Below are 18,696 nucleotides of genomic sequence, written 5' to 3'. Positions count from 1 at the left end.
TCTTGCGAAAGCGGGAATCTTTTTTTTGGTTAAATTGCTAGCTCAATTATATTTTCATTTTGTTGCAAAATCCATCAAATTTTCAGGTATATAACGCTTCGGCAGGTAGCGGTAAAACATTCACTTTAGTAAAAGAGTATCTAAAAGTTTTGCTGCAATCTGAAGATATTTTCCGTTTTCAAAAAATATTGGCAATTACATTCACCAACAAAGCTGCCGGTGAAATGAAAGAGCGTGTGTTGCAAAACTTAGAAGTTTTTTCAGAAGGAGAAAATAACGATTTGTTAGAGGTAATTTTGAAGGAAACTTCGCTTGACAGAACTGTTGTTAAAGATCGAAGTAAAAAAATATTAGACGAAATTCTTCGGAATTATGCCGCGTTTTCAATCACTACGATTGATAGTTTTACGCATAAAATCATCAAGAGTTTCGCATACGATTTGGGGCTGCCACTCAACTTTGAAGTTGAGATGGATGCAGTTTCATTGTTAAATGAAGCGGTAGATGTACTCATTTCAAAAATTGGAACCGATGAAGCTTTAACAAAGTTGTTGATTGATTTTTCATTAGATAAAGCTGATGATGATAAATCGTGGGATATTTCTCGTGAACTAAATGAGTTTTCTAAAATTTTATTGAATGAAGACGATACAGAGCATTTTAGAAAATTAGCAGATAAACAGCTCGCTGATTTTACCAATTTAAAAACAAAACTATCCAAACATCAAAAAGAAATAAAAAAACGTTGGAAAGAAATTGGAGAAGAAGCGTTAAAAATGATTGAAAGTATGCATTTAGTGCATAATGACTTTTATCGTTCAATGCTGCCTAATCATTTTTTAGCGTTATCTCAAAATCCTGAAAAAGCGAAGTTTTTTGACGAAAGTGCTCTTCGAGAACGAATTGAAGAAAATAATTTTTATGCCAAGTCAAAGTCAGAGGATATAAAAGCAGCTATCGAAGGAATTTTGCCAGAGTTACTTCAATTGTATATGGAGTCGGAAAGGTTATATCAGCAATTTTTGATGAATAATTTGGCATTAAAAAGTTTGATTCCTTTAGCGGTTTTAAACAATATCAATCAAGAACTTTCACACTTAAAAGAAGAAAATAACTTACGACTAAACGCAGAGTTCAATCAGTTGATTTCTGATAATATTAAAGACCAACCTGCACCATTTATTTACGAACGTATTGGGCAACGATTCATGCATTATTTTATTGATGAAATGCAAGATACTTCCACTTTGCAGTGGCAAAATTTAATTCCGCTGATTGATAATGCGCTGGCGCAAGAAAACAGTAATTTGTTGTTGGTAGGTGATGGTAAACAGGCAATTTATCGTTGGCGTGGAGGAAAGTCTGAACAATTTATTGGTTTAGGATCAGAAAAAGACAATCCGTTTCATATTTCGAAAGAAGTAAAAACTTTAGAAACTAATTTTAGGAGTTATGCTGAGGTAATAAATTTTAACAATCAGTTTTTTCAACATACAGCAAATTTCTTGCAAAATGAATCCTATAAACAATTGTTTATTGATGGAAATAAGCAGTTAGAAAACTCAAAAAAAGGAGGTTGTGTATCGCTGACTTTTTTGGAAAAAGAAGATGAAAAAGAAGATGAACAGATAAAATATCCGAAGAAAGTTCTAGAGCTTGTCAAAAGATTAGAAAAAGAGTTTTCGCTGAATGAAATTTGTATTCTGGTTCGAAAAAAGAAAGATGGAATTGCGGTTGCAAATTATTTGTCAGAAAATGGAATTGATATCATTTCTTCAGAAACTTTATTGTTAGAAAATAGTTCTAAAGTCAAGTTTATTATGGATGTTTTACAGGTAATTCAACATCCGAATGATAAAGAAACATGCTTAGAAATGCTCTATTTTTTGCAAGAACATTTAAAAGTTACAGAACATAAACATTCGTTTATTGCCGAGTCGATTAGTCAACCTAATGAAGCCATTTTTCAACAGTTAAAAAACTACGGAACTACTTTTGAATTATCAACTTTTCATCAGCTACCTTTTTATGAAAAAGTAGAAGAGATTATCAGAGGTTTTCAATTAATTACTTCTTCAGATGCCTATGTGCAATTTTTCTTAGATGTGGTGTTGGAACAACAACGAAGAGGAACAAGTATTCAAGAGTTTTTAGACTTTTGGTCAGATAAAAAAGATAAGTTGAGTATTGTGGCTCCAGAGAGTGGAAATGCGGTACAAGTGATGACGATACACAAATCAAAAGGATTGGAATTCCCGGTGGTAATTTTTCCCTATGATTTAGATGTGTATCGACAAGTCAATCCGAAAGTTTGGTTAGATGAATTACCCGATAATTTTGATGGATTTAAAGAATTATTAGTTCCCTTCAATAAAGATTTGAACTATGTAAACGACCGCGGTTCGGAGATTTATCAGCAACAGCGAGAGGAGTTAGAGTTAGATAATTTTAATTTGTTATATGTTGCATTGACAAGAGCGGTAGAGCAATTGCATGTTATAACCGAAAAGAAAATTTCTTCGAAAGGAGAAGAGAATACGAATTTTTACTCAGGGGTTTTTATTAATTACTTAAAATCTCAAAATTTATGGATTGATGATCAGCTAGAATATACTATTGGTACTCATGAAAGAGTAAGTGAATCCAAAGAACAGAATAACGCAACTGAAATTCAAGAAACGTTTATTTCTACTCCTTGGCAAGAGCACAATATTCAAATGTTGGCTAGTGCTTCTAAATTATGGGATACTGAACAAGGAAAAGCCATTGAGTTTGGTAACTTAATCCATGAAATGATGGCGGAAGTGATGACCAAAGAAGATATTAATGAAGTAGTTTTAAGGTATGAACAGCAAGGAATCCTTCCGAAAGAAAAAACAAAAGAAATAACTAAAAAGATTCGGCAAATTATAAATCATCCATTGTTACAAGATTATTTTTCGGATGAGGTAACAGTTTATAATGAACGTGAAATTGTAGATGTCGATGGTCAAATTGTAATTCCAGACCGATTGGTGTTTAATCAAGATAATGAAGTAGTGATTATTGATTATAAAACAGGAAAGCCTTCCAAAGTATATCATCAACAATTATTAAAGTATGCAAGAGTATTGCAAACGATGAATTTTAAAGTTCAGAAGAAACTCCTCATATATATTGATGAAGAAATTTTGGTTGAAGAAGTTTAAAACCTAACTTTGACCTCTCATAGCAAACAACTTTCAAACATAAATTATGTACGGAAAAATTAAAGAACAATTACAACAAGAAATTCAGGATATTAAAGATGCTGGATTATATAAATCAGAGCGCATTATTACTTCGTCGCAAGATGCGGTTATTAAAATCTCTACAGGAGAAGAGGTAATCAACTTTTGTGCTAATAATTATTTAGGGTTGTCGAATAACCCAGAAGTAATTCAAGCAGCAAAAGATGTTATGGATACTCATGGTTTTGGAATGTCATCTGTACGTTTCATTTGTGGTACGCAAGATATTCATAAGCAATTAGAAAAAAAGATTGCTGATTTTTATACTACGGAAGACACTATATTATACGCTGCAGCTTTTGATGCAAATGGAGGTGTTTTTGAACCATTATTAACAAGTGAAGATGCTATTATTTCTGATAGTTTAAACCATGCTTCTATTATTGATGGAGTACGTTTGTGTAAAGCGGCACGTTACAGATATAATAATAATGATATGGCTTCATTAGAAGAGCAATTAATTGAAGCGAATAAAAAAGGTCATCGCTTTAAAATTATTGTAACTGATGGTGTTTTCTCTATGGATGGAATCGTAGCAAAGTTAGATGAAATATGTGATTTAGCTGATAAGTACGATGCTATGGTAATGGTAGACGAATGTCATGCCGCTGGATTTATTGGAAAAACAGGTAGAGGAACAGTAGAGTTAAAAAATGTAATGAATCGTGTTGATATCGTTACCGGAACTCTAGGGAAAGCTCTTGGAGGAGCAATGGGAGGATATACAACAGGTAAAAAAGAAATTATTGAAATTTTACGCCAACGTTCTCGTCCGTATTTATTCTCAAACTCATTAGCGCCTGCTATTGTAGGAGCGTCTTTAAAGGTATTTGATTTATTATCAAACGATACATCGTTACGCGATAAATTAGAGTGGAACACCAACTATTTCCGTACAGAAATGGAAAAAGCAGGTTTTGATTTAGTAGGAGCTGATGCTGCTATTGTGCCTGTAATGTTATACGATGCAAAGTTATCGCAAGTAATGGCGAATAAGTTATTAGAAGAAGGTATTTATGTGATAGGTTTCTTTTATCCAGTAGTGCCAAAAGAACAAGCAAGAATTCGAGTACAGTTATCAGCAGCTCATGAAAAAGAGCACTTAGATAAGGCAATAAACGCATTTATCAAGGTTGGAAAAGAGCTTAAAGTGATATAAATTAGTCGTTCAAAAACTTGCATTTGTTGTAAGTTTTTGTAGATTTGTTTTTGTAAATAAGTTTTAACAACTTACATTTGCGTAATATATAAACGAACTTTTAATTTAAATTTTTAATAATGAAACAATTAAAATTAGCTGTGATGGCTTTATTTGCGTTTGCTTCTGTAAACGTAAGCGCGCAGGATTCAGACAACCCTTGGGCGGTTGGTTTCGGGGTTAATGCAGTAGACATTAGAGTCCCTTCTAAATTTGGAGATTATGCTAAAGATTATATCGGTACTAGTGACTGGAACATCTTACCATCTATCTCAAGAGTAACTGTTGATAGATACTTAAACGATGGGTTTACATTACAATTAGCAGGGTCTTTAAACAAAATTGAAACTGTTTACACAGAGAATGATTCAGATATGCTTTACTGGGCTATTGATGCTAACGTAAAGTATGACATGAACAACTTATTTGGACACACTGGATGGTGGGATCCTTATGTATATGTTGGTGGAGGTTATACTTCTATTGATGATTTAGGTGAAGGTATGTTAAATGCTGGTGCTGGATTCAACGTTTGGTTTAACGACAACTTAGGGTTAAACTTCCAAACAGGAGGTAAGAAAGAGTTTGCTGATAAAGTAAAAGATCATTTCCAACACTCAATCGGTTTAGTATTCAAATTCGGAGGAAAAGATACTGACGGAGACGGAGTATACGATAAAGAAGATGCTTGTCCAGAAGTTGCTGGATTAAAAGAATTCAACGGATGTCCTGATACTGACGGAGACGGAATCAAAGATTCTGACGATGCATGTCCAGAAGTTGCTGGTTTAGCTGCTTTAAACGGATGTCCTGATGCAGATGGAGATGGTATCGCTGATAAAGATGATGCTTGTCCAACTGAAAAAGGAACTAAAGCTAACAACGGATGTCCTGATGCTGATGGAGACGGTGTTGTAGACGGAAAAGATAAGTGTCCTAACACTGCTGGTTCAGCTGCTAACAACGGATGTCCTTGGCCAGATACTGACGGAGACGGAGTATTAGACAAAGACGATAAATGTCCAAACGAAGCAGGTGTAGCATCTAACAACGGATGTCCTGAAGTAGTAATCAAGAAAGAAGCTGTTAAGCAATTAAACGAGTTTGCAAGAGCTATCTACTTTAACTCAGGGAAAGCTTCATTCAGAAAAGGAGTTACAGGTAAATTAGATTTAATTGCAGGGATTATGAAGGAGTACCCTAAAGCTAACTTTAGCATTCAAGGTCACACTGATAGTTCAGGATCTAACTCTTTAAACCAAAGATTATCTGAAAAAAGAGCTAAAGCTGTTTTAGATTACTTAATCACTAAAGGAGGAATTGATTCAAAAAGATTAACTTCTGCTGGATTTGGTGAAGACTACCCAATCGCTGATAACAAAACAAGAGCTGGTAGAGCTGAAAACAGACGTGTTGAGATTAAATTAGTAAAGTAATTTAGTTACAATTATAACATCAATAAAGGCCTCACATTCGTGAGGCTTTTTTTTATGGAAAAATACTTCGAAAGGTTTTTTAAATTCCACTAAAAAAATTACCTTTGCACCTTGAAAAAATGAGTTAAAACTCATATAGTAAATAAAATAACTTTAATTACATATAGTAATGTCTACAATAACAGGTAAAGTTTCTCAAATTATTGGTCCAGTAATCGATGTTGAGTTTAATACAGAAAATGCTGAATTGCCAAAGATTTATGATTCGTTAGAAATTAAAAAAGCAGACGGTTCAACTTTAGTTTTAGAAGTTCAACAACACATTGGTGAAGATACAGTTCGTACCATTTCTATGGATGCAACTGATGGTTTACAAAGAGGGCAAGAAGTATTTGCTACTGGTAACCCAATTCAAATGCCAATAGGTAATGATATCTACGGTCGTTTATTTAATGTAACAGGTGATGCTATTGATGGATTAGGAGATTTACCTAAAGAAGGTGATGCAGGTTTGCCAATTCACCGTCAAGCACCAAAATTTGAAGAATTATCAACTTCTACCGAAGTACTATTTACAGGAATTAAAGTAATCGATTTAATTGAACCTTATGCAAAAGGAGGTAAAATTGGATTGTTTGGAGGAGCAGGAGTAGGGAAAACTGTATTAATTCAAGAGTTAATTAACAACATCGCAAAAGGACACGGAGGTTTATCTGTATTTGCTGGTGTAGGTGAAAGAACTCGTGAAGGAAACGATTTATTACGTGAGATGTTAGAGTCTGGAATTATCAAATATGGTGATGACTTCATGCATTCTATGGAAGACGGAGGATGGGATTTATCTAAAGTTGATAAGCCAGGAATGAGAGATTCTAAAGCAACTTTTGTATTCGGTCAGATGAATGAGCCACCAGGAGCACGTGCTCGTGTAGCTTTATCTGGATTAACAATTGCTGAGTATTTCCGTGATGGAGCAGGTGAAGCACAAGGAAAAGATGTGTTATTCTTCGTAGATAATATCTTCCGTTTTACACAAGCAGGTTCTGAGGTATCGGCATTATTAGGTCGTATGCCATCTGCGGTAGGTTACCAACCAACATTAGCAACAGAGATGGGAGCAATGCAAGAACGTATTACTTCTACTAAGAAAGGATCTATTACATCTGTACAAGCGGTTTACGTACCTGCGGATGATTTAACGGATCCAGCACCAGCAACAACGTTTGCTCACTTAGATGCTACTACAGTATTATCTCGTAAGATTGCCGAGTTAGGTATTTACCCAGCTGTTGATCCATTAGATTCTACATCAAGAATTTTAACTGCTGATATTTTAGGAGATGAGCACTATAACTGTGCACAAAGAGTAAAAGAAATTTTACAACGTTATAAAGAATTACAAGATATTATCGCCATTTTAGGTATGGAAGAATTATCTGAAGAAGATAAGTTAGTAGTTCACAGAGCACGTCGTGTACAACGTTTCTTATCTCAACCATTCCACGTAGCAGAGCAGTTTACAGGAATTCCAGGGGTGTTAGTAGATATTAAAGATACGATCAAAGGATTCAACATGATTATGGATGGTGAATTAGATAAGTATCCTGAAGCAGCATTCAACTTAAAAGGATCGATTCAAGAAGCAATCGATGCTGGAGAGAAAATGTTAGCAGAAGCGTAATTAATTGCCTTAAGCAATAGCTTAAAGCCCTAAAGCATTAAAATATGTATTTAGAAATTGTAACACCAGAAGCTATCTTGTTTTCATCAGAAGTTGATTCTGTAGCAGTGCCAGGTGTAAATGGAGAATTTCAGATGTTAAATAATCACGCACCAGTAGTGTCTATTTTAACTGAAGGAAGAATAAAAGTACATGTACACACTCAAACTCATTTAGTTTTTGATGATTTACATGCAAACATTGAAAGATTACCAGAAGATGATAAAGTATTAACTTTAAAAATCAAATCAGGAACTCTTGAAATGAAAGATAATAAAGTGATTATTCTTGCAGACTAATGCATTTTATATAAAATAAAAAAGCAACCAATTTGGTTGCTTTTTTTTATTCAATAAAGTATAGGACATTGAATTTAACTATCTTTGCAGTGATGAATGGAATATTTTTATTTATTGGATGAACCAGAGATTTTTGTAATCTTGTTAATCGTAGTTATGTTATTTGGGGCTGATAAAATTCCTGAAATAGCAAGAGGGCTAGGAAAGGGAATGCGTCAAATTAAAGATGCAACAAACGACATTAAGCGAGAGATTAATGACAGTGCAAAAAATCAAGGTATAGATACAGACTTTGTTAAAGACATAAACAATGAAATTAACGAAGTAAAAGATAATATTGATGATTTTACAGGCCCTATAAAAAGAAGCCGTTAAATCAATAAAATTGACATACTTCCTAAGAATTATGTCAATTTTATTTTTGTAGTGTTCTTAACTTGCTTCATTACAAATGAGCTCTGAATATTCGATATTATTTCTAACTGCGATAATTTTTTTAGCACAAAATCCTGATATTCATTCATGTCTTTCAAAACAACTTTTAACAAGAAGTCATACACACCAGCTATATAAGACACCTCTACTATTTCATCTATTTTAGACATGTACTCTTCAAATTCTTTAAAAGCACTTTCTTGATGTTTTACTAAAGTAACTTGACAATAAACAATTAAACTCTTATTAATAGTTTCCAAGTTTACTAAAGCCACGTATTTATCTATAATTCCGTTAGCCTCCATCTTTTTTACACGTTCGTGAGTAGGTGTTATAGATAGGTTTACCTTGTTGGCTAGTTGTTTTATAGATTGCTTACAGTCATTTTGCAATTCTTCTAATAGCTTTTTATCTACATTATCTAGTTGATGCATGGTATGTTTTTCTGTTTTAAAATGATTTTCAGAATTTAAAAAGAAATTTAATCTTTTTAAAGGTTAAAAATAGGTGTTTTTTCTTTATTGGTAGTGTTGTTGCAGATTTTTATACTTTAAGAATATATTTGTTAAGTAATTTATTAATATTTAAAAATAGGTAGTTATGAGTAGAATAAAAGACATTTATGACAGAATTAGTGATGCTTCAGCTAACTTTCTTGGGTATCCTTTAGCAAAGGATTTCAATTACAGCGAATTTGCACCTTTTTTAAATGTATGTATAAACAATGTGGGTGATCCAGAATCTCCTTCTACATTATCTATTGATACAAAAGATATAGAGCGAGAAGTAGTTAGTTTTTTTGCTGATATATTATCATCTTCAACCAAAGATGTATGGGGTTATGTAACGAATGGAGGAACTGAAGGAAATCTATATGGTCTTTATTTAGCACGTGAGAGTTTTAATAATCCGGTAGTTTATTATAGTGAATCTACACATTATAGTGTTAAAAAGAATTTACACTTATTAAACTTAAAGAATATCGTTGTTAGAAGTCAAGATAATGGAGAAATGGATTATGAAGATTTAGAGAATTTGATAACATTACACAGAGATAAACCAGCAGTTTTCTTTTTAAATATTGGAACTACCATGACAGAAGCTGTTGATGATTTAGATAGAATTAAAGCAATTATTAAAAAGTACGCTATCAAAGATTATTATATTCATTGTGATGCTGCATTTTTAGGATGTATAGCTCCTTTTGTTGAACCAAAACCAAAATTTGACTTTGCTGAAGGGATTGATAGTATTTCTATATCTGGACATAAATTCATTGGAGGAGCCAATACCTTGTGGAATAGTTTTAGCAAAGAGAAAACATAGAGATAGAATTGTGAACTCAGTTTCGTATGTAGGAACTTTAGATACTACAATTACAGGATCAAGAAATGGATTAACACCTTTATTATTATGGGCTTTTATAGAAAAGCACGGAAAAGAAGGGTTAATTTCAAGAACAAAAAAATCACAAGAATTGGCTGCTTATACAGAACAAAAGTTAAAAGAGATAGGTGTTAATGCATGGAGAAATAATGAAGCATTAACTGTTGTGTTAGATAAACCTTCAGATATTTTATGTAAAAAGTATCAGTTAGCTTCAGAAAATGATATGGCGCATATTATATGTGTTCCAGGAACTGAAGAATGGCAAATAGATGCTTTTATTGAAGATTACAAAAAAGAACTATTTATTGCAGAAAGATTAACATGTAATTAAATTTTAATTTCATCTTTTCATAAAAACAAAAAGGTAAATCATATGATTTACCTTTTTGTTTTAAATAACTCTACTAATTGTTAATCCGTCGCGTATAGGTAATAAAACCGTTTCTAAGCGGCTATCTTCATTTAAAAGTCTATTATATTCAAGAAGCACTTTTGTGTCTATATCTTTAGGATCTAGCTCCTCAATTACTTTACCGCTCCAAAGCACATTATCAGATAAAATGATACCTCCTTTGTTCATTTTTTCGATAATCAAATGAAAATAGTTTACATAATTAGATTTATCGGCATCAATAAATACCAAATCAAACTTAGCATCAATTGTAGGAATAATGTCTATGGCGTTTCCAACATATTGAGTTATTTGATCTTTGTATTCTGATTTTTGAAAATATTTGTGTTGCAATTCTTCCAATTCCTCATTTTTATCAATCGTATGAATCATTCCATCTTTTGAAAGTCCTTCAGCTAAACATAAAGCAGAATACCCAGTGTATGTACCTATCTCTAAAATAGTTGTTGGTTGTACTAATTTAGAAATCATTGATAAAACTCTACCTTGAAAAGCACCACTTAGCATACGCGGATTTAATACTTTTTGCCAAGTTTCTCTACTTAATTCTTGTAGTAGTTTAGGTTCAGCTTGAGAATGCTCAACAACGTAATTATCTAGTTTTTCTGGTAAAAAGTGCATGTGATTATTTTTTCTGTGGCAAAATTAAAAAAACGGAATTTATCGCTACAATAAATTCCGTTTCAATCTAACAAAAAATCAAAAATTGGTTATAAAAACCAAACTTATTAATTAAAGTTATTTAATTGTTCTTTTAAAGCTTCTTTTTCTTTCTGAGAAAAACAAGGGTTATTTTTTTTACAATTGCCTGATTTTAGTTTTAAAATATCAGACATTTTTCTGTTTTGTTTAGAGTACAAAATGCATATTTTACAAACTACTAAATGCCAACTAAGCTGAATTCTTTCATATATTGAGGCTTCACCATATTGGCTTTTATCACAAATAGTAGTGGCTTCATCACATGTAATTTTAAAAAATTTAAACATCTTTTTACTTATTAAACCAGTTTTGCTCCATACAGTTTCTTAGTTGTGTTCTTGCTCTATGTATCATTACCCATAAGTTTGACGGAGTAATATTTAGTTCCTTACAAATATCTTCTGTTTCAAATTGTTGAATAGTTTTCATTTTAAAAACCATTGCATATTTTTCAGGAAGGCTATCAATACATTTATCTAACTGATTTTTTAGTTCTTCATTTTCAATGTTCTTTTCAGCTTCATTATTCCATGATTGAGGAACGCGTTCTTCAATCCAATTTCCTTCATTATCACCACTATCATAAAAGCTCATTCTAATTTCAGCTTGTCCTTTTTTAGAATTTATTTTTCGATAATAGTCAATAATTTTTCTTTTTAAAATGGAAACCAACCAGGTTCTTTCACTAGATTTTCCTTCAAAATTTTTAGCAGATTTTAATCCAGCAAAAAAAGTTTCCTGCACTAAATCTTTAGCAATATTTGAGTTGTTTACACGAGCAATAGCGTAATTAAACAAATAATCAGCATAATTGTCTACCCATTTATTAGGAAATAAAATATTTGTAGGATTCGATTGGCTCATCTTTTCAAAGATAGGTTATTTTTTACTGAAAGGACTAACATAAACTCTACTCAATCCATTAGGGTTAGTATTCAAATACTCTTTAAATTCTGACAAAGTCAATTTTTCAGGAAGCACTTTAGGAATAGAAGAAGTACTAGAAGTAAAATACAAGGTATTCGTTTGTAAATCGACAAACGGACAGTAGTCTAGTTTATTAGAGTTAATACTTGTTAAATGAGTAGCAGGTAACCATTCGTTATTGGTTCCTTTTTTACTGATGTACAAATCACCTCTGCCTAAATCATCTTTTCTACCGTAAGAGGTAAAAATTATAAAACTTTCATCAGGTGCAACAAAGGCATTAAATTCATATTTATCTGAATTCACTCCTGAACTTAGTGGAGTTGGTTTTGTGTATACTCCATTCACCAATCTACTTACGTAAATATCTTCTTTTCCTGTGGTGTTGTCTTTGTATTCTGCAGTGAAAAATAAATTGCCTTTTTCGGTTACTGAGGGATAAAATTCATCGGCATTTGTGTTTACAGGCGTTCCAATATTTATAGGTTCTGACCATGCATCCTCCAAAGAATTTCTTGTAACATACCATATATCCATGTCATTTTTTATTTCGCCAGAGGAGTTGTCTTTTCTGTTAGAAGCAAAAAAGAGTTGTAATCCGTTAGGAGAAAGGAAAGGCTCTAAATCTTTATACTGCCCAGAAAAACTAGCAACTTCAGGTTTTTGCCATTTTCCATTTACTTTTTTTGAATAAGCTATAAATGAGTATTCTTTCAAGTAGCTTTCAACGGTAAAATAAAATTCATCTTGATTTTTACTCATTGAAAAATCTCTGACGTTTGGTAAACCATTAAACAATTCTGGATGAAATAATTTTGATTCTTGAGCAAAACTGAAACAAGAAAAAAGTAAGAAAAATAAACTGAACTTTTTCATGTATTTATTGTTTATTAGCTTCACAATCACTTCTACGTCTCATATCAACTAAGTAAATAATTTCCCATTTACCGTTGTTGTTAAAAAGTTGAAATGAATTTGCTCCGCAGTGACTAAAATTATTGTCTAAATAAAATTCATAAGGAGTCCATACAGAAGCTAAATTTCCATCAATTTTTATATCCCATGATAGTAACTTTTCTAAATAAGTATGTTCAGGTTTTTTATTAGCGATACTAGTTAATAACTTGTTTTTACTTTCGGTAACTAATACATTTTTCCCCTCTTTATTGGTAAATGTAGTTTGAATAGTAATTGTTGGGTGTAAAGTAGAACTTACGATTGTACTATCACCTTTATGCAAGCCTTCAAAAAAGGTTTCAACGGTGTTTTTTATGGCTTTCTCTTGAAGATCTTCTTGAGCATTTACAACAGTAGAAATTACAAAAACAATAAGTAAAGTGAATATCTTTTGCATTTTAGTTTGATTTAGTTAGGTAAAGCTATTAAAAAAATAAAGGGCTAAAATTTAATTAACACAAGATTAACGGCGTTAAAAAAAAGAGAATTAAACAGGTTATAAAAATGTAATAAATAAAACCAGTGAATAATTGTGTATTTTTACAATCTATAAAACAAAAGAAATGTCAGCAGCAAAAAAACAATATAAAAGAATTACTACAAAATCTCTTGTTGAGATGAAAGCCAACGGAGAAAAAATATCGATGCTTACGGCATACGATTATACCATGGCAAAAATTGTTGATGGAGCAGGGATTGATGTGATTTTGGTAGGTGATTCTGCATCCAATGTAATGGCAGGTCATGAAACTACATTGCCTATTACTTTAGATCAAATGATTTACCATGCAAGTTCTGTTGTAAGAGGAATTGACCGTTGTTTGGTTGTGGTTGATTTACCTTTTGGTAGCTATCAATCTGACCCTAAAGAAGCATTACGTTCTGCTATTCGAATTATGAAAGAAAGTGGAGCGCATTCGATTAAATTAGAAGGAGGAAAAGAAATAAAAGATTCAATCAAAAGAATTTTAAATGCAGGAATTCCAGTAATGGGGCATTTAGGATTAACTCCACAGTCTATATACAAATTTGGTACTTATACAGTAAGAGCAAAAGAAGAGGAAGAAGCAGAAAAGCTTATGCAAGATGCTTTAATGTTAGAAAGATTAGGATGTTTTGCAATAGTACTTGAAAAAGTGCCAGCTAAATTGGCTCAAAAAGTAGCAGAAGCATTAACGATTCCTGTAATAGGAATTGGTGCCGGTGGTGGAGTAGATGGTCAAGTATTGGTAATGCATGATATGTTAGGTATGACTCACGAATTTAATCCACGTTTTTTACGTAGATATTTAGATTTACATACCGAAATGACAAATGCTTTTGAACAGTTTATAGCTGATGTAAAAAGCAAGGACTTTCCAAACGAAAACGAACAATATTAATTTAGATTATTGGATTTTTAGATAGTTGGATTATTCAATTTCTAGAAGTTAAGAGATGCACAGATACAAGGATTTTAAATTTTGGCAAGTGAGCAGGTCTTTTTGTAAAGGTATTTATTAGTATCTCAATTAAGAAGAGCTTCTGTGTCAATTCCTTCAAATATAGCTGAAGGTTGCTCAAGAACATCCAATAAAGATTTTTCTAGATTTTTGGTCATTGCATTAGGTTCATGTTATGAGGTTGAAACTCAATTATTACTTAGTTATGATTTGGGTTTTATTTCTTCAAATGATTTAGAAAAACATACAGAAATTCTTATGAGTATAGTGAAAATGATGTCTAAATTCAATTCAACATTAGTCTAGATCCAGCCATTAAACTATCCAAAAATCTAAAGATCTAAAAATCCAACAAATCTATTTTAATGAAAATACTTCATTTAGATACAAACCATCTTTTATTAATAAAACAACTTCAAGAGTTAGGTTTTGAAAATCACGAGGATTATACTTCTAGTAAATCAGAAATTGAAGCAAAAATTCATGAGTACGATGGAATTATAATTCGTAGTCGTTTTACAATTGATAAGCAGTTTTTAGACAAAGCAACAAACTTGAAGTTTATTGGACGAGTAGGTGCTGGTTTAGAAAATATCGATTGTGAATATGCTGAAGAAAAAGGAATAGTGCTTATTTCTGCCCCAGAAGGTAATCGAAATGCAGTTGGAGAGCATACGTTAGGAATGTTGCTATCGCTTTTTAATAAATTGAACAAGGCAGATAAAGAAGTTCGCGAAGGTAAATGGTTACGAGAAGAAAATCGAGGAATTGAGTTAGACGGAAAAACCGTAGGAATTATTGGTTATGGTAATATGGGTAAGGCATTTGCTAAAAAGCTTAGAGGTTTTGATGTAAATGTTATTTGTTACGATATCAAACCAAATGTTGGTGATGAAAACTGTGCTCAAGTTTCTTTAGAAGAACTACAAAAAAGAGCAGATGTTCTAAGTTTGCATACTCCACAAACAGCATTAACAACAAATATAATTGATGCGGAATTCATAGCTAATTTTTCAACTCCTTTTTGGTTGTTAAATACGGCGAGAGGAAAATCTGTAGTAACAAAAGACTTGGTTGAGGCTTTAAAATCAGGAAAAGTATTAGGTGCAGGATTGGATGTATTGGAGTATGAGAAAAAATCTTTCGAAAACCTGTTTAAAACAAAAGATGGGGTGCTGAGCGTAGCCGAAGTACCAAAAGCTTTTAAATATTTAATCAATGCTGAAAATGTGTTGCTTTCTCCTCATGTAGCAGGTTGGACTATAGAAAGTAAAGAAAAACTAGCACAAACGATAGTTGATAAAATTAGAGAGAAATTTTGCTAACTTGTAGCTTTAAATTCATGTAACATGAAGTATGAAGCATCTACAGTAGAAGAATATATTTCTCAACTTCCTGAAGAACGTCAAGAAGTTTTACAAAAACTACGAAATATAATTAAGGAAAACTTACCTGAAGGTTTTGAAGAAGGAATCAATTATAAGATGATTGGGTATTATGTTCCGCATTCAATATATCCGGACGGGTATCATTGTGACCCTAAACTTCCGTTACCTTTTATGAATTTAGCTTCGCAGAAGAATTCAGTGAATTTATACCATAGTGGAATCTATGCAAATAAAGATTTACACGATTGGTTTGTAGCTGAATACCCAAAACATGCGAAACGAAAATTAGACATGGGTAAAAGTTGTATACGTTTTAAAAAGCTGGATGACATTCCGTATGAATTAATTGCTGAATTGTGTACTAAAATGTCTGTTGATGAATGGGTTTCTACTTATGAATCAGTTGAAAAAAAGAAATAAGATGAAGAAAAAAGGTAAAGTAACTGGTATAGGAGGTGTTTTCTTTAAAACAGAAGACCCAAAAGCAACAAAAGATTGGTATAAGAAGAACTTAGGTTTTAATACAGATGATTGGGGTTGTACATTTTGGTGGAAAGATAATGAAGACAAAAAAGCATCTACACAATGGAGCCCGTTTACAAAAGACACGAACTATTTTGAGCCATCTAAAAAAGATTTTATGTTTAACTATCGGGTAGAAAATTTAGTTGAATTATTAGAAGATCTTAAGGAAAAGGGGGTTAAGGTAATGGATAAGATAGAAGAGTATGATTATGGAAAGTTTGGATGGATTGTAGATTTAGATGGAAATAAAATTGAGTTATGGGAGCCAAAAGACGAAGCTTTTTTATAAATTTAGCACCGTCTAATAAATAAAAAATTAAAAAAATGAATGTAATTGACGAAAATGGGAATACTGTTCCTAATCAAGAAAGTAAGCGAGTGTTAGCAGGTATCTTAGCTATTCTAATTGGATCAATTGGAATACACAAATTTGTGTTAGGGTACACTAAAGAAGGTATCATACAAATTATAGCTACGATTATAACTTGTGGGTTTGCTGGAATTATTCCTTTTATTGAAGGAATCATTTATTTAACAAAATCAGATGATGATTTTATTGAAACATATCAAGTAAATCATAGAGGTTGGTTCTAAACATTCTTTTTTAATTTTTAATACTATGTCTGAAAATAAAAACACCAATGATAGCCTAAACAAAGGGCTAGATAAAGCTAAAGAAGTTATGGATAATATAACAGAAAAGTCAAGTAATTTAGCAGGAGAAGCTGGTGAACATTTAGTAGATATAGTAGAAGATGTAAAAGAAAAAGTTGAAGAAATTATTTCCGATGAATCAATTCAGAAAGCTAAAGAAAAAGCAAATGAATTAACCAATGAAGCAAAAGAAGTATTAGAAGATATAACTGAAAAAGCTTCAGAAGTTGCAGGAGAAGCTAGTGAACATCTAGCCGATTTTGCAGAAGATGCTAAAGAAGAATTTCAAGAAACTAAAACCAAAACAAAAAGTTTTTTTCAACGACTTTTTGGAAAGAAATAATAAAAAAGCGCCTATTAGGCGCTTTTTTTATGAGGCAATATTATTTGCTTTGTTTGTTTTAATAATGGCTTGTTCGTTTTTCCAATCAATCCATTTTTGACCTTTAATACGACGCATCACATTATCTATTGTACGCATAATAAATACATTATAAACAGCCTTTCCTAAGTTTTTAGGGTTACGAGCAATGGCACGTAAACTCATTGAAAAACCTGGGGTTACATAGCGCATATAATGCCAATATCCTTCAGGCATATACAAAACATTTCCGTGCTCTAATTCAGCAACATAACCTTTGGCATTTTTTAATGCAGGCCATTTTTCAAAATCAGGATCGTTAAAATCAATATCTTCACGAGTAATTAATGAATGCGGAATTTTATATAAGTATTTGTTTTGCTTTTGATCGAATAAAATACACTTCTTTTTTCCTTCAAAGTGAAAGTGAAAAATGTTAGCTAAATCAATATCATAGTGCATAAAGGTGTACGAATCACGTCCGCCAAAAAATAACATCGGTAAGCCTTTCATTAAACTTAGACCAAAATCAGGAAATTTAAAGTCTTTTTGTAATTGAGGTACTTCTTTTAAAATGTTCCATAAGAAAATCCTAAATTTAGTTGGTTCACGTTTTAATAAATCAACATACTCACTCATTTTCATGGTCGCATGAGGTTCGTTAAAACCATCTTTATAATCAACAGGTCTGTCATCGTATAAAGGTACCGTTTTATCGCCTGCTACTTCTTTCATGTATTCTAAAGACCATTTAGAATAGGCTGGCCAATCTTCAATAAAACGTTCAATAACCACAGGTTTTTGCGGTTTAAAATAATTCTTGATAAAGTCTTCTTTGGTAATTGTTTCGACTCTTTCAATTTGAGAAAGATTTAATCCCATAACATGTTGTTTAAAAGAGCAAAGTTAAGAAATCGTTATGACACTTTATTCTTAAATTTGTGGTATAATAAAGTTAATACAATGATTGAATTATCTGAGACTTTTTGGAATAATAAATATTTGAATAATAAAACAGGGTGGGATTTAGGAGAAATCTCTAACCCATTAAAAGAGTATTTTAATCAGTTAGAAGATAAAAGTTTACGGATTCTGATTCCTGGAGGAGGAAATTCTTATGAAGCAGAATATTTGTTCAACTTAGGTTTTACCAATGTTTATGTGGTTGATATCGCCGAAGAACCTTTAAAGAGAATTCAAAAAAGAGTTCCTAATTTTCCAAAGGAAAACCTGATTCATGCTAATTTTTTTGAGTTAGAAAGCGCTTTTGATTTAATCATAGAACAGACTTTCTTCTGTGCTATCAACCCAGAATTACGAGCAGAATATGCACAAAAAACAAGTGAATTACTTACTGAAAAAGGAAAATTAGTTGGCTTGTTGTTTGATGCTCAATTGAATGAAGATCATCCACCTTTTGGAGGTAGTAAACAAGAATATGAGGAATATTTTAGACCTTATTTTACTATAGATAAAATGGAGGCTTGCTACAATTCCTCAAAAACTAGACAAGGAATGGAATTGTTTATAAAAATGATAAAAAAATAGCCATCAAGTACTTGATGGCTATTTTATATGTTGT

23 protein-coding genes are annotated in these 18,696 nt (G+C 32.0%); 16 read left to right on the top strand and 7 right to left on the bottom strand.

The window, feature by feature from the left end; genetic code table 11:
* The first annotated feature begins 62 nt into the window (after nucleotides 1-62).
* The 6 genes from AC3VI6_RS04540 (at nucleotide 63) to AC3VI6_RS04515 (ending at nucleotide 8,297) form a co-directional block, all read left to right on the top strand.
* Complete coding sequence (locus tag AC3VI6_RS04540; protein WP_497705310.1) at nucleotides 63-3,188, top strand: UvrD-helicase domain-containing protein; 3,126 nt, start codon at nucleotides 63-65, stop codon at nucleotides 3,186-3,188.
* 46 nt (nucleotides 3,189-3,234) lie between these two features.
* Nucleotides 3,235-4,428 carry a glycine C-acetyltransferase gene (gene kbl / locus AC3VI6_RS04535; RefSeq protein WP_497705309.1) on the top strand — a complete coding sequence of 398 codons (1,194 nt, stop codon included), beginning with the start codon at nucleotides 3,235-3,237 and terminating at the stop codon, nucleotides 4,426-4,428.
* Nucleotides 4,429-4,547: 119 nt separating this feature from the next.
* Nucleotides 4,548-5,903, top strand: coding sequence for an OmpA family protein (locus tag AC3VI6_RS04530; protein ID WP_497705308.1), 1,356 nt, complete (start codon nucleotides 4,548-4,550; stop codon nucleotides 5,901-5,903).
* A gap of 169 nt (nucleotides 5,904-6,072) precedes the next feature.
* Entirely contained in the window at nucleotides 6,073-7,584 is a 1,512-nt protein-coding gene (atpD, locus tag AC3VI6_RS04525) for a F0F1 ATP synthase subunit beta (RefSeq protein WP_408026155.1), read from the top strand.
* 44 nt (nucleotides 7,585-7,628) lie between these two features.
* On the top strand, nucleotides 7,629-7,922 hold the full coding sequence (locus tag AC3VI6_RS04520) for a FoF1 ATP synthase subunit delta/epsilon (RefSeq protein ID WP_274634385.1): 294 nt from the start codon (nucleotides 7,629-7,631) through the stop codon (nucleotides 7,920-7,922).
* Between the two features lie 96 nt (nucleotides 7,923-8,018).
* Nucleotides 8,019-8,297, top strand: a complete 279-nt coding sequence (locus AC3VI6_RS04515) for a Sec-independent protein translocase subunit TatA/TatB (RefSeq protein ID WP_497705307.1) — start codon at nucleotides 8,019-8,021, stop codon at nucleotides 8,295-8,297.
* Nucleotides 8,298-8,326: 29 nt separating this feature from the next.
* Here the strand turns inward: AC3VI6_RS04515 and AC3VI6_RS04510 are convergent, their stop codons facing one another.
* Nucleotides 8,327-8,791: an Lrp/AsnC family transcriptional regulator gene (locus tag AC3VI6_RS04510; protein WP_435253774.1), complete on the bottom strand. Its 465-nt coding sequence runs from the start codon at nucleotides 8,789-8,791 to the stop codon at nucleotides 8,327-8,329.
* A 166-nt stretch (nucleotides 8,792-8,957) separates the two neighbouring features.
* Between AC3VI6_RS04510 and AC3VI6_RS04505 the strand changes: the two genes are divergently transcribed.
* Together AC3VI6_RS04505 and AC3VI6_RS04500 are read left to right on the top strand one after the other, a co-directional pair.
* Complete coding sequence (locus AC3VI6_RS04505; RefSeq protein WP_497705306.1) at nucleotides 8,958-9,683, top strand: histidine decarboxylase; 726 nt, start codon at nucleotides 8,958-8,960, stop codon at nucleotides 9,681-9,683.
* A 10-nt stretch (nucleotides 9,684-9,693) separates the two neighbouring features.
* Nucleotides 9,694-10,077 carry a PLP-dependent aminotransferase family protein gene (locus AC3VI6_RS04500; protein WP_497705305.1) on the top strand — a complete coding sequence of 128 codons (384 nt, stop codon included), beginning with the start codon at nucleotides 9,694-9,696 and terminating at the stop codon, nucleotides 10,075-10,077.
* 60 nt (nucleotides 10,078-10,137) lie between these two features.
* On the opposite strand, the gene AC3VI6_RS04495 is transcribed toward AC3VI6_RS04500, so the two are convergent.
* From AC3VI6_RS04495 to AC3VI6_RS04475, 5 genes are all read right to left on the bottom strand, one after another.
* The gene (locus tag AC3VI6_RS04495) at nucleotides 10,138-10,779 is read right to left on the bottom strand and encodes an O-methyltransferase (protein WP_299004493.1); all 642 of its coding nucleotides are present in this window, start codon (nucleotides 10,777-10,779) and stop codon (nucleotides 10,138-10,140) included.
* Between the two features lie 107 nt (nucleotides 10,780-10,886).
* Nucleotides 10,887-11,147, bottom strand: coding sequence for a hypothetical protein (locus tag AC3VI6_RS04490; protein WP_274634381.1), 261 nt, complete (start codon nucleotides 11,145-11,147; stop codon nucleotides 10,887-10,889).
* Nucleotides 11,148-11,151: 4 nt separating this feature from the next.
* Nucleotides 11,152-11,724, bottom strand: a complete 573-nt coding sequence (locus AC3VI6_RS04485) for a sigma-70 family RNA polymerase sigma factor (protein ID WP_497705304.1) — start codon at nucleotides 11,722-11,724, stop codon at nucleotides 11,152-11,154.
* A gap of 15 nt (nucleotides 11,725-11,739) precedes the next feature.
* Nucleotides 11,740-12,663, bottom strand: coding sequence for a TolB family protein (locus AC3VI6_RS04480; RefSeq protein WP_497705303.1), 924 nt, complete (start codon nucleotides 12,661-12,663; stop codon nucleotides 11,740-11,742).
* 4 nt (nucleotides 12,664-12,667) lie between these two features.
* Complete coding sequence (locus AC3VI6_RS04475; RefSeq protein ID WP_497705302.1) at nucleotides 12,668-13,141, bottom strand: nuclear transport factor 2 family protein; 474 nt, start codon at nucleotides 13,139-13,141, stop codon at nucleotides 12,668-12,670.
* A gap of 166 nt (nucleotides 13,142-13,307) precedes the next feature.
* Here AC3VI6_RS04475 and panB point away from each other — a divergent pair, with 166 nt between their 5' ends.
* The 7 genes from panB (at nucleotide 13,308) to AC3VI6_RS04440 (ending at nucleotide 17,096) form a co-directional block, all read left to right on the top strand.
* Nucleotides 13,308-14,126 (top strand): 3-methyl-2-oxobutanoate hydroxymethyltransferase, encoded by an 819-nt coding sequence (panB, locus tag AC3VI6_RS04470; RefSeq protein WP_497705301.1) that lies wholly within the window; start codon nucleotides 13,308-13,310, stop codon nucleotides 14,124-14,126.
* Nucleotides 14,127-14,270: 144 nt separating this feature from the next.
* Nucleotides 14,271-14,492 carry a four helix bundle protein gene (locus tag AC3VI6_RS04465; protein ID WP_497705300.1) on the top strand — a complete coding sequence of 74 codons (222 nt, stop codon included), beginning with the start codon at nucleotides 14,271-14,273 and terminating at the stop codon, nucleotides 14,490-14,492.
* Nucleotides 14,493-14,551: 59 nt separating this feature from the next.
* Entirely contained in the window at nucleotides 14,552-15,511 is a 960-nt protein-coding gene (locus tag AC3VI6_RS04460; protein ID WP_497705299.1) for a 2-hydroxyacid dehydrogenase, read from the top strand.
* Between the two features lie 24 nt (nucleotides 15,512-15,535).
* Nucleotides 15,536-15,994 (top strand): DUF1801 domain-containing protein, encoded by a 459-nt coding sequence (locus tag AC3VI6_RS04455; RefSeq protein ID WP_497705298.1) that lies wholly within the window; start codon nucleotides 15,536-15,538, stop codon nucleotides 15,992-15,994.
* 1 nt (nucleotide 15,995) lies between these two features.
* Nucleotides 15,996-16,388, top strand: coding sequence for a VOC family protein (locus AC3VI6_RS04450; RefSeq protein ID WP_497705297.1), 393 nt, complete (start codon nucleotides 15,996-15,998; stop codon nucleotides 16,386-16,388).
* A gap of 35 nt (nucleotides 16,389-16,423) precedes the next feature.
* Entirely contained in the window at nucleotides 16,424-16,693 is a 270-nt protein-coding gene (locus AC3VI6_RS04445; protein ID WP_299003174.1) for a TM2 domain-containing protein, read from the top strand.
* A gap of 25 nt (nucleotides 16,694-16,718) precedes the next feature.
* Nucleotides 16,719-17,096, top strand: a complete 378-nt coding sequence (locus tag AC3VI6_RS04440; RefSeq protein WP_274634372.1) for a hypothetical protein — start codon at nucleotides 16,719-16,721, stop codon at nucleotides 17,094-17,096.
* A 27-nt stretch (nucleotides 17,097-17,123) separates the two neighbouring features.
* On the opposite strand, the gene AC3VI6_RS04435 is transcribed toward AC3VI6_RS04440, so the two are convergent.
* A complete protein-coding gene (locus AC3VI6_RS04435; protein WP_299003168.1) occupies nucleotides 17,124-17,996 on the bottom strand; it encodes a cupin-like domain-containing protein in 873 nt (290 codons plus the stop codon).
* Between the two features lie 84 nt (nucleotides 17,997-18,080).
* Between AC3VI6_RS04435 and AC3VI6_RS04430 the strand changes: the two genes are divergently transcribed.
* Nucleotides 18,081-18,662 (top strand): methyltransferase domain-containing protein, encoded by a 582-nt coding sequence (locus AC3VI6_RS04430; RefSeq protein ID WP_497706569.1) that lies wholly within the window; start codon nucleotides 18,081-18,083, stop codon nucleotides 18,660-18,662.
* Nucleotides 18,663-18,696 lie beyond the last annotated feature (34 nt).

The sequence above is a fragment of the Tenacibaculum sp. TB-56 genome, from assembly GCF_059716275.2.
This window is presented reverse-complemented; position numbering and strand designations above follow the sequence as displayed.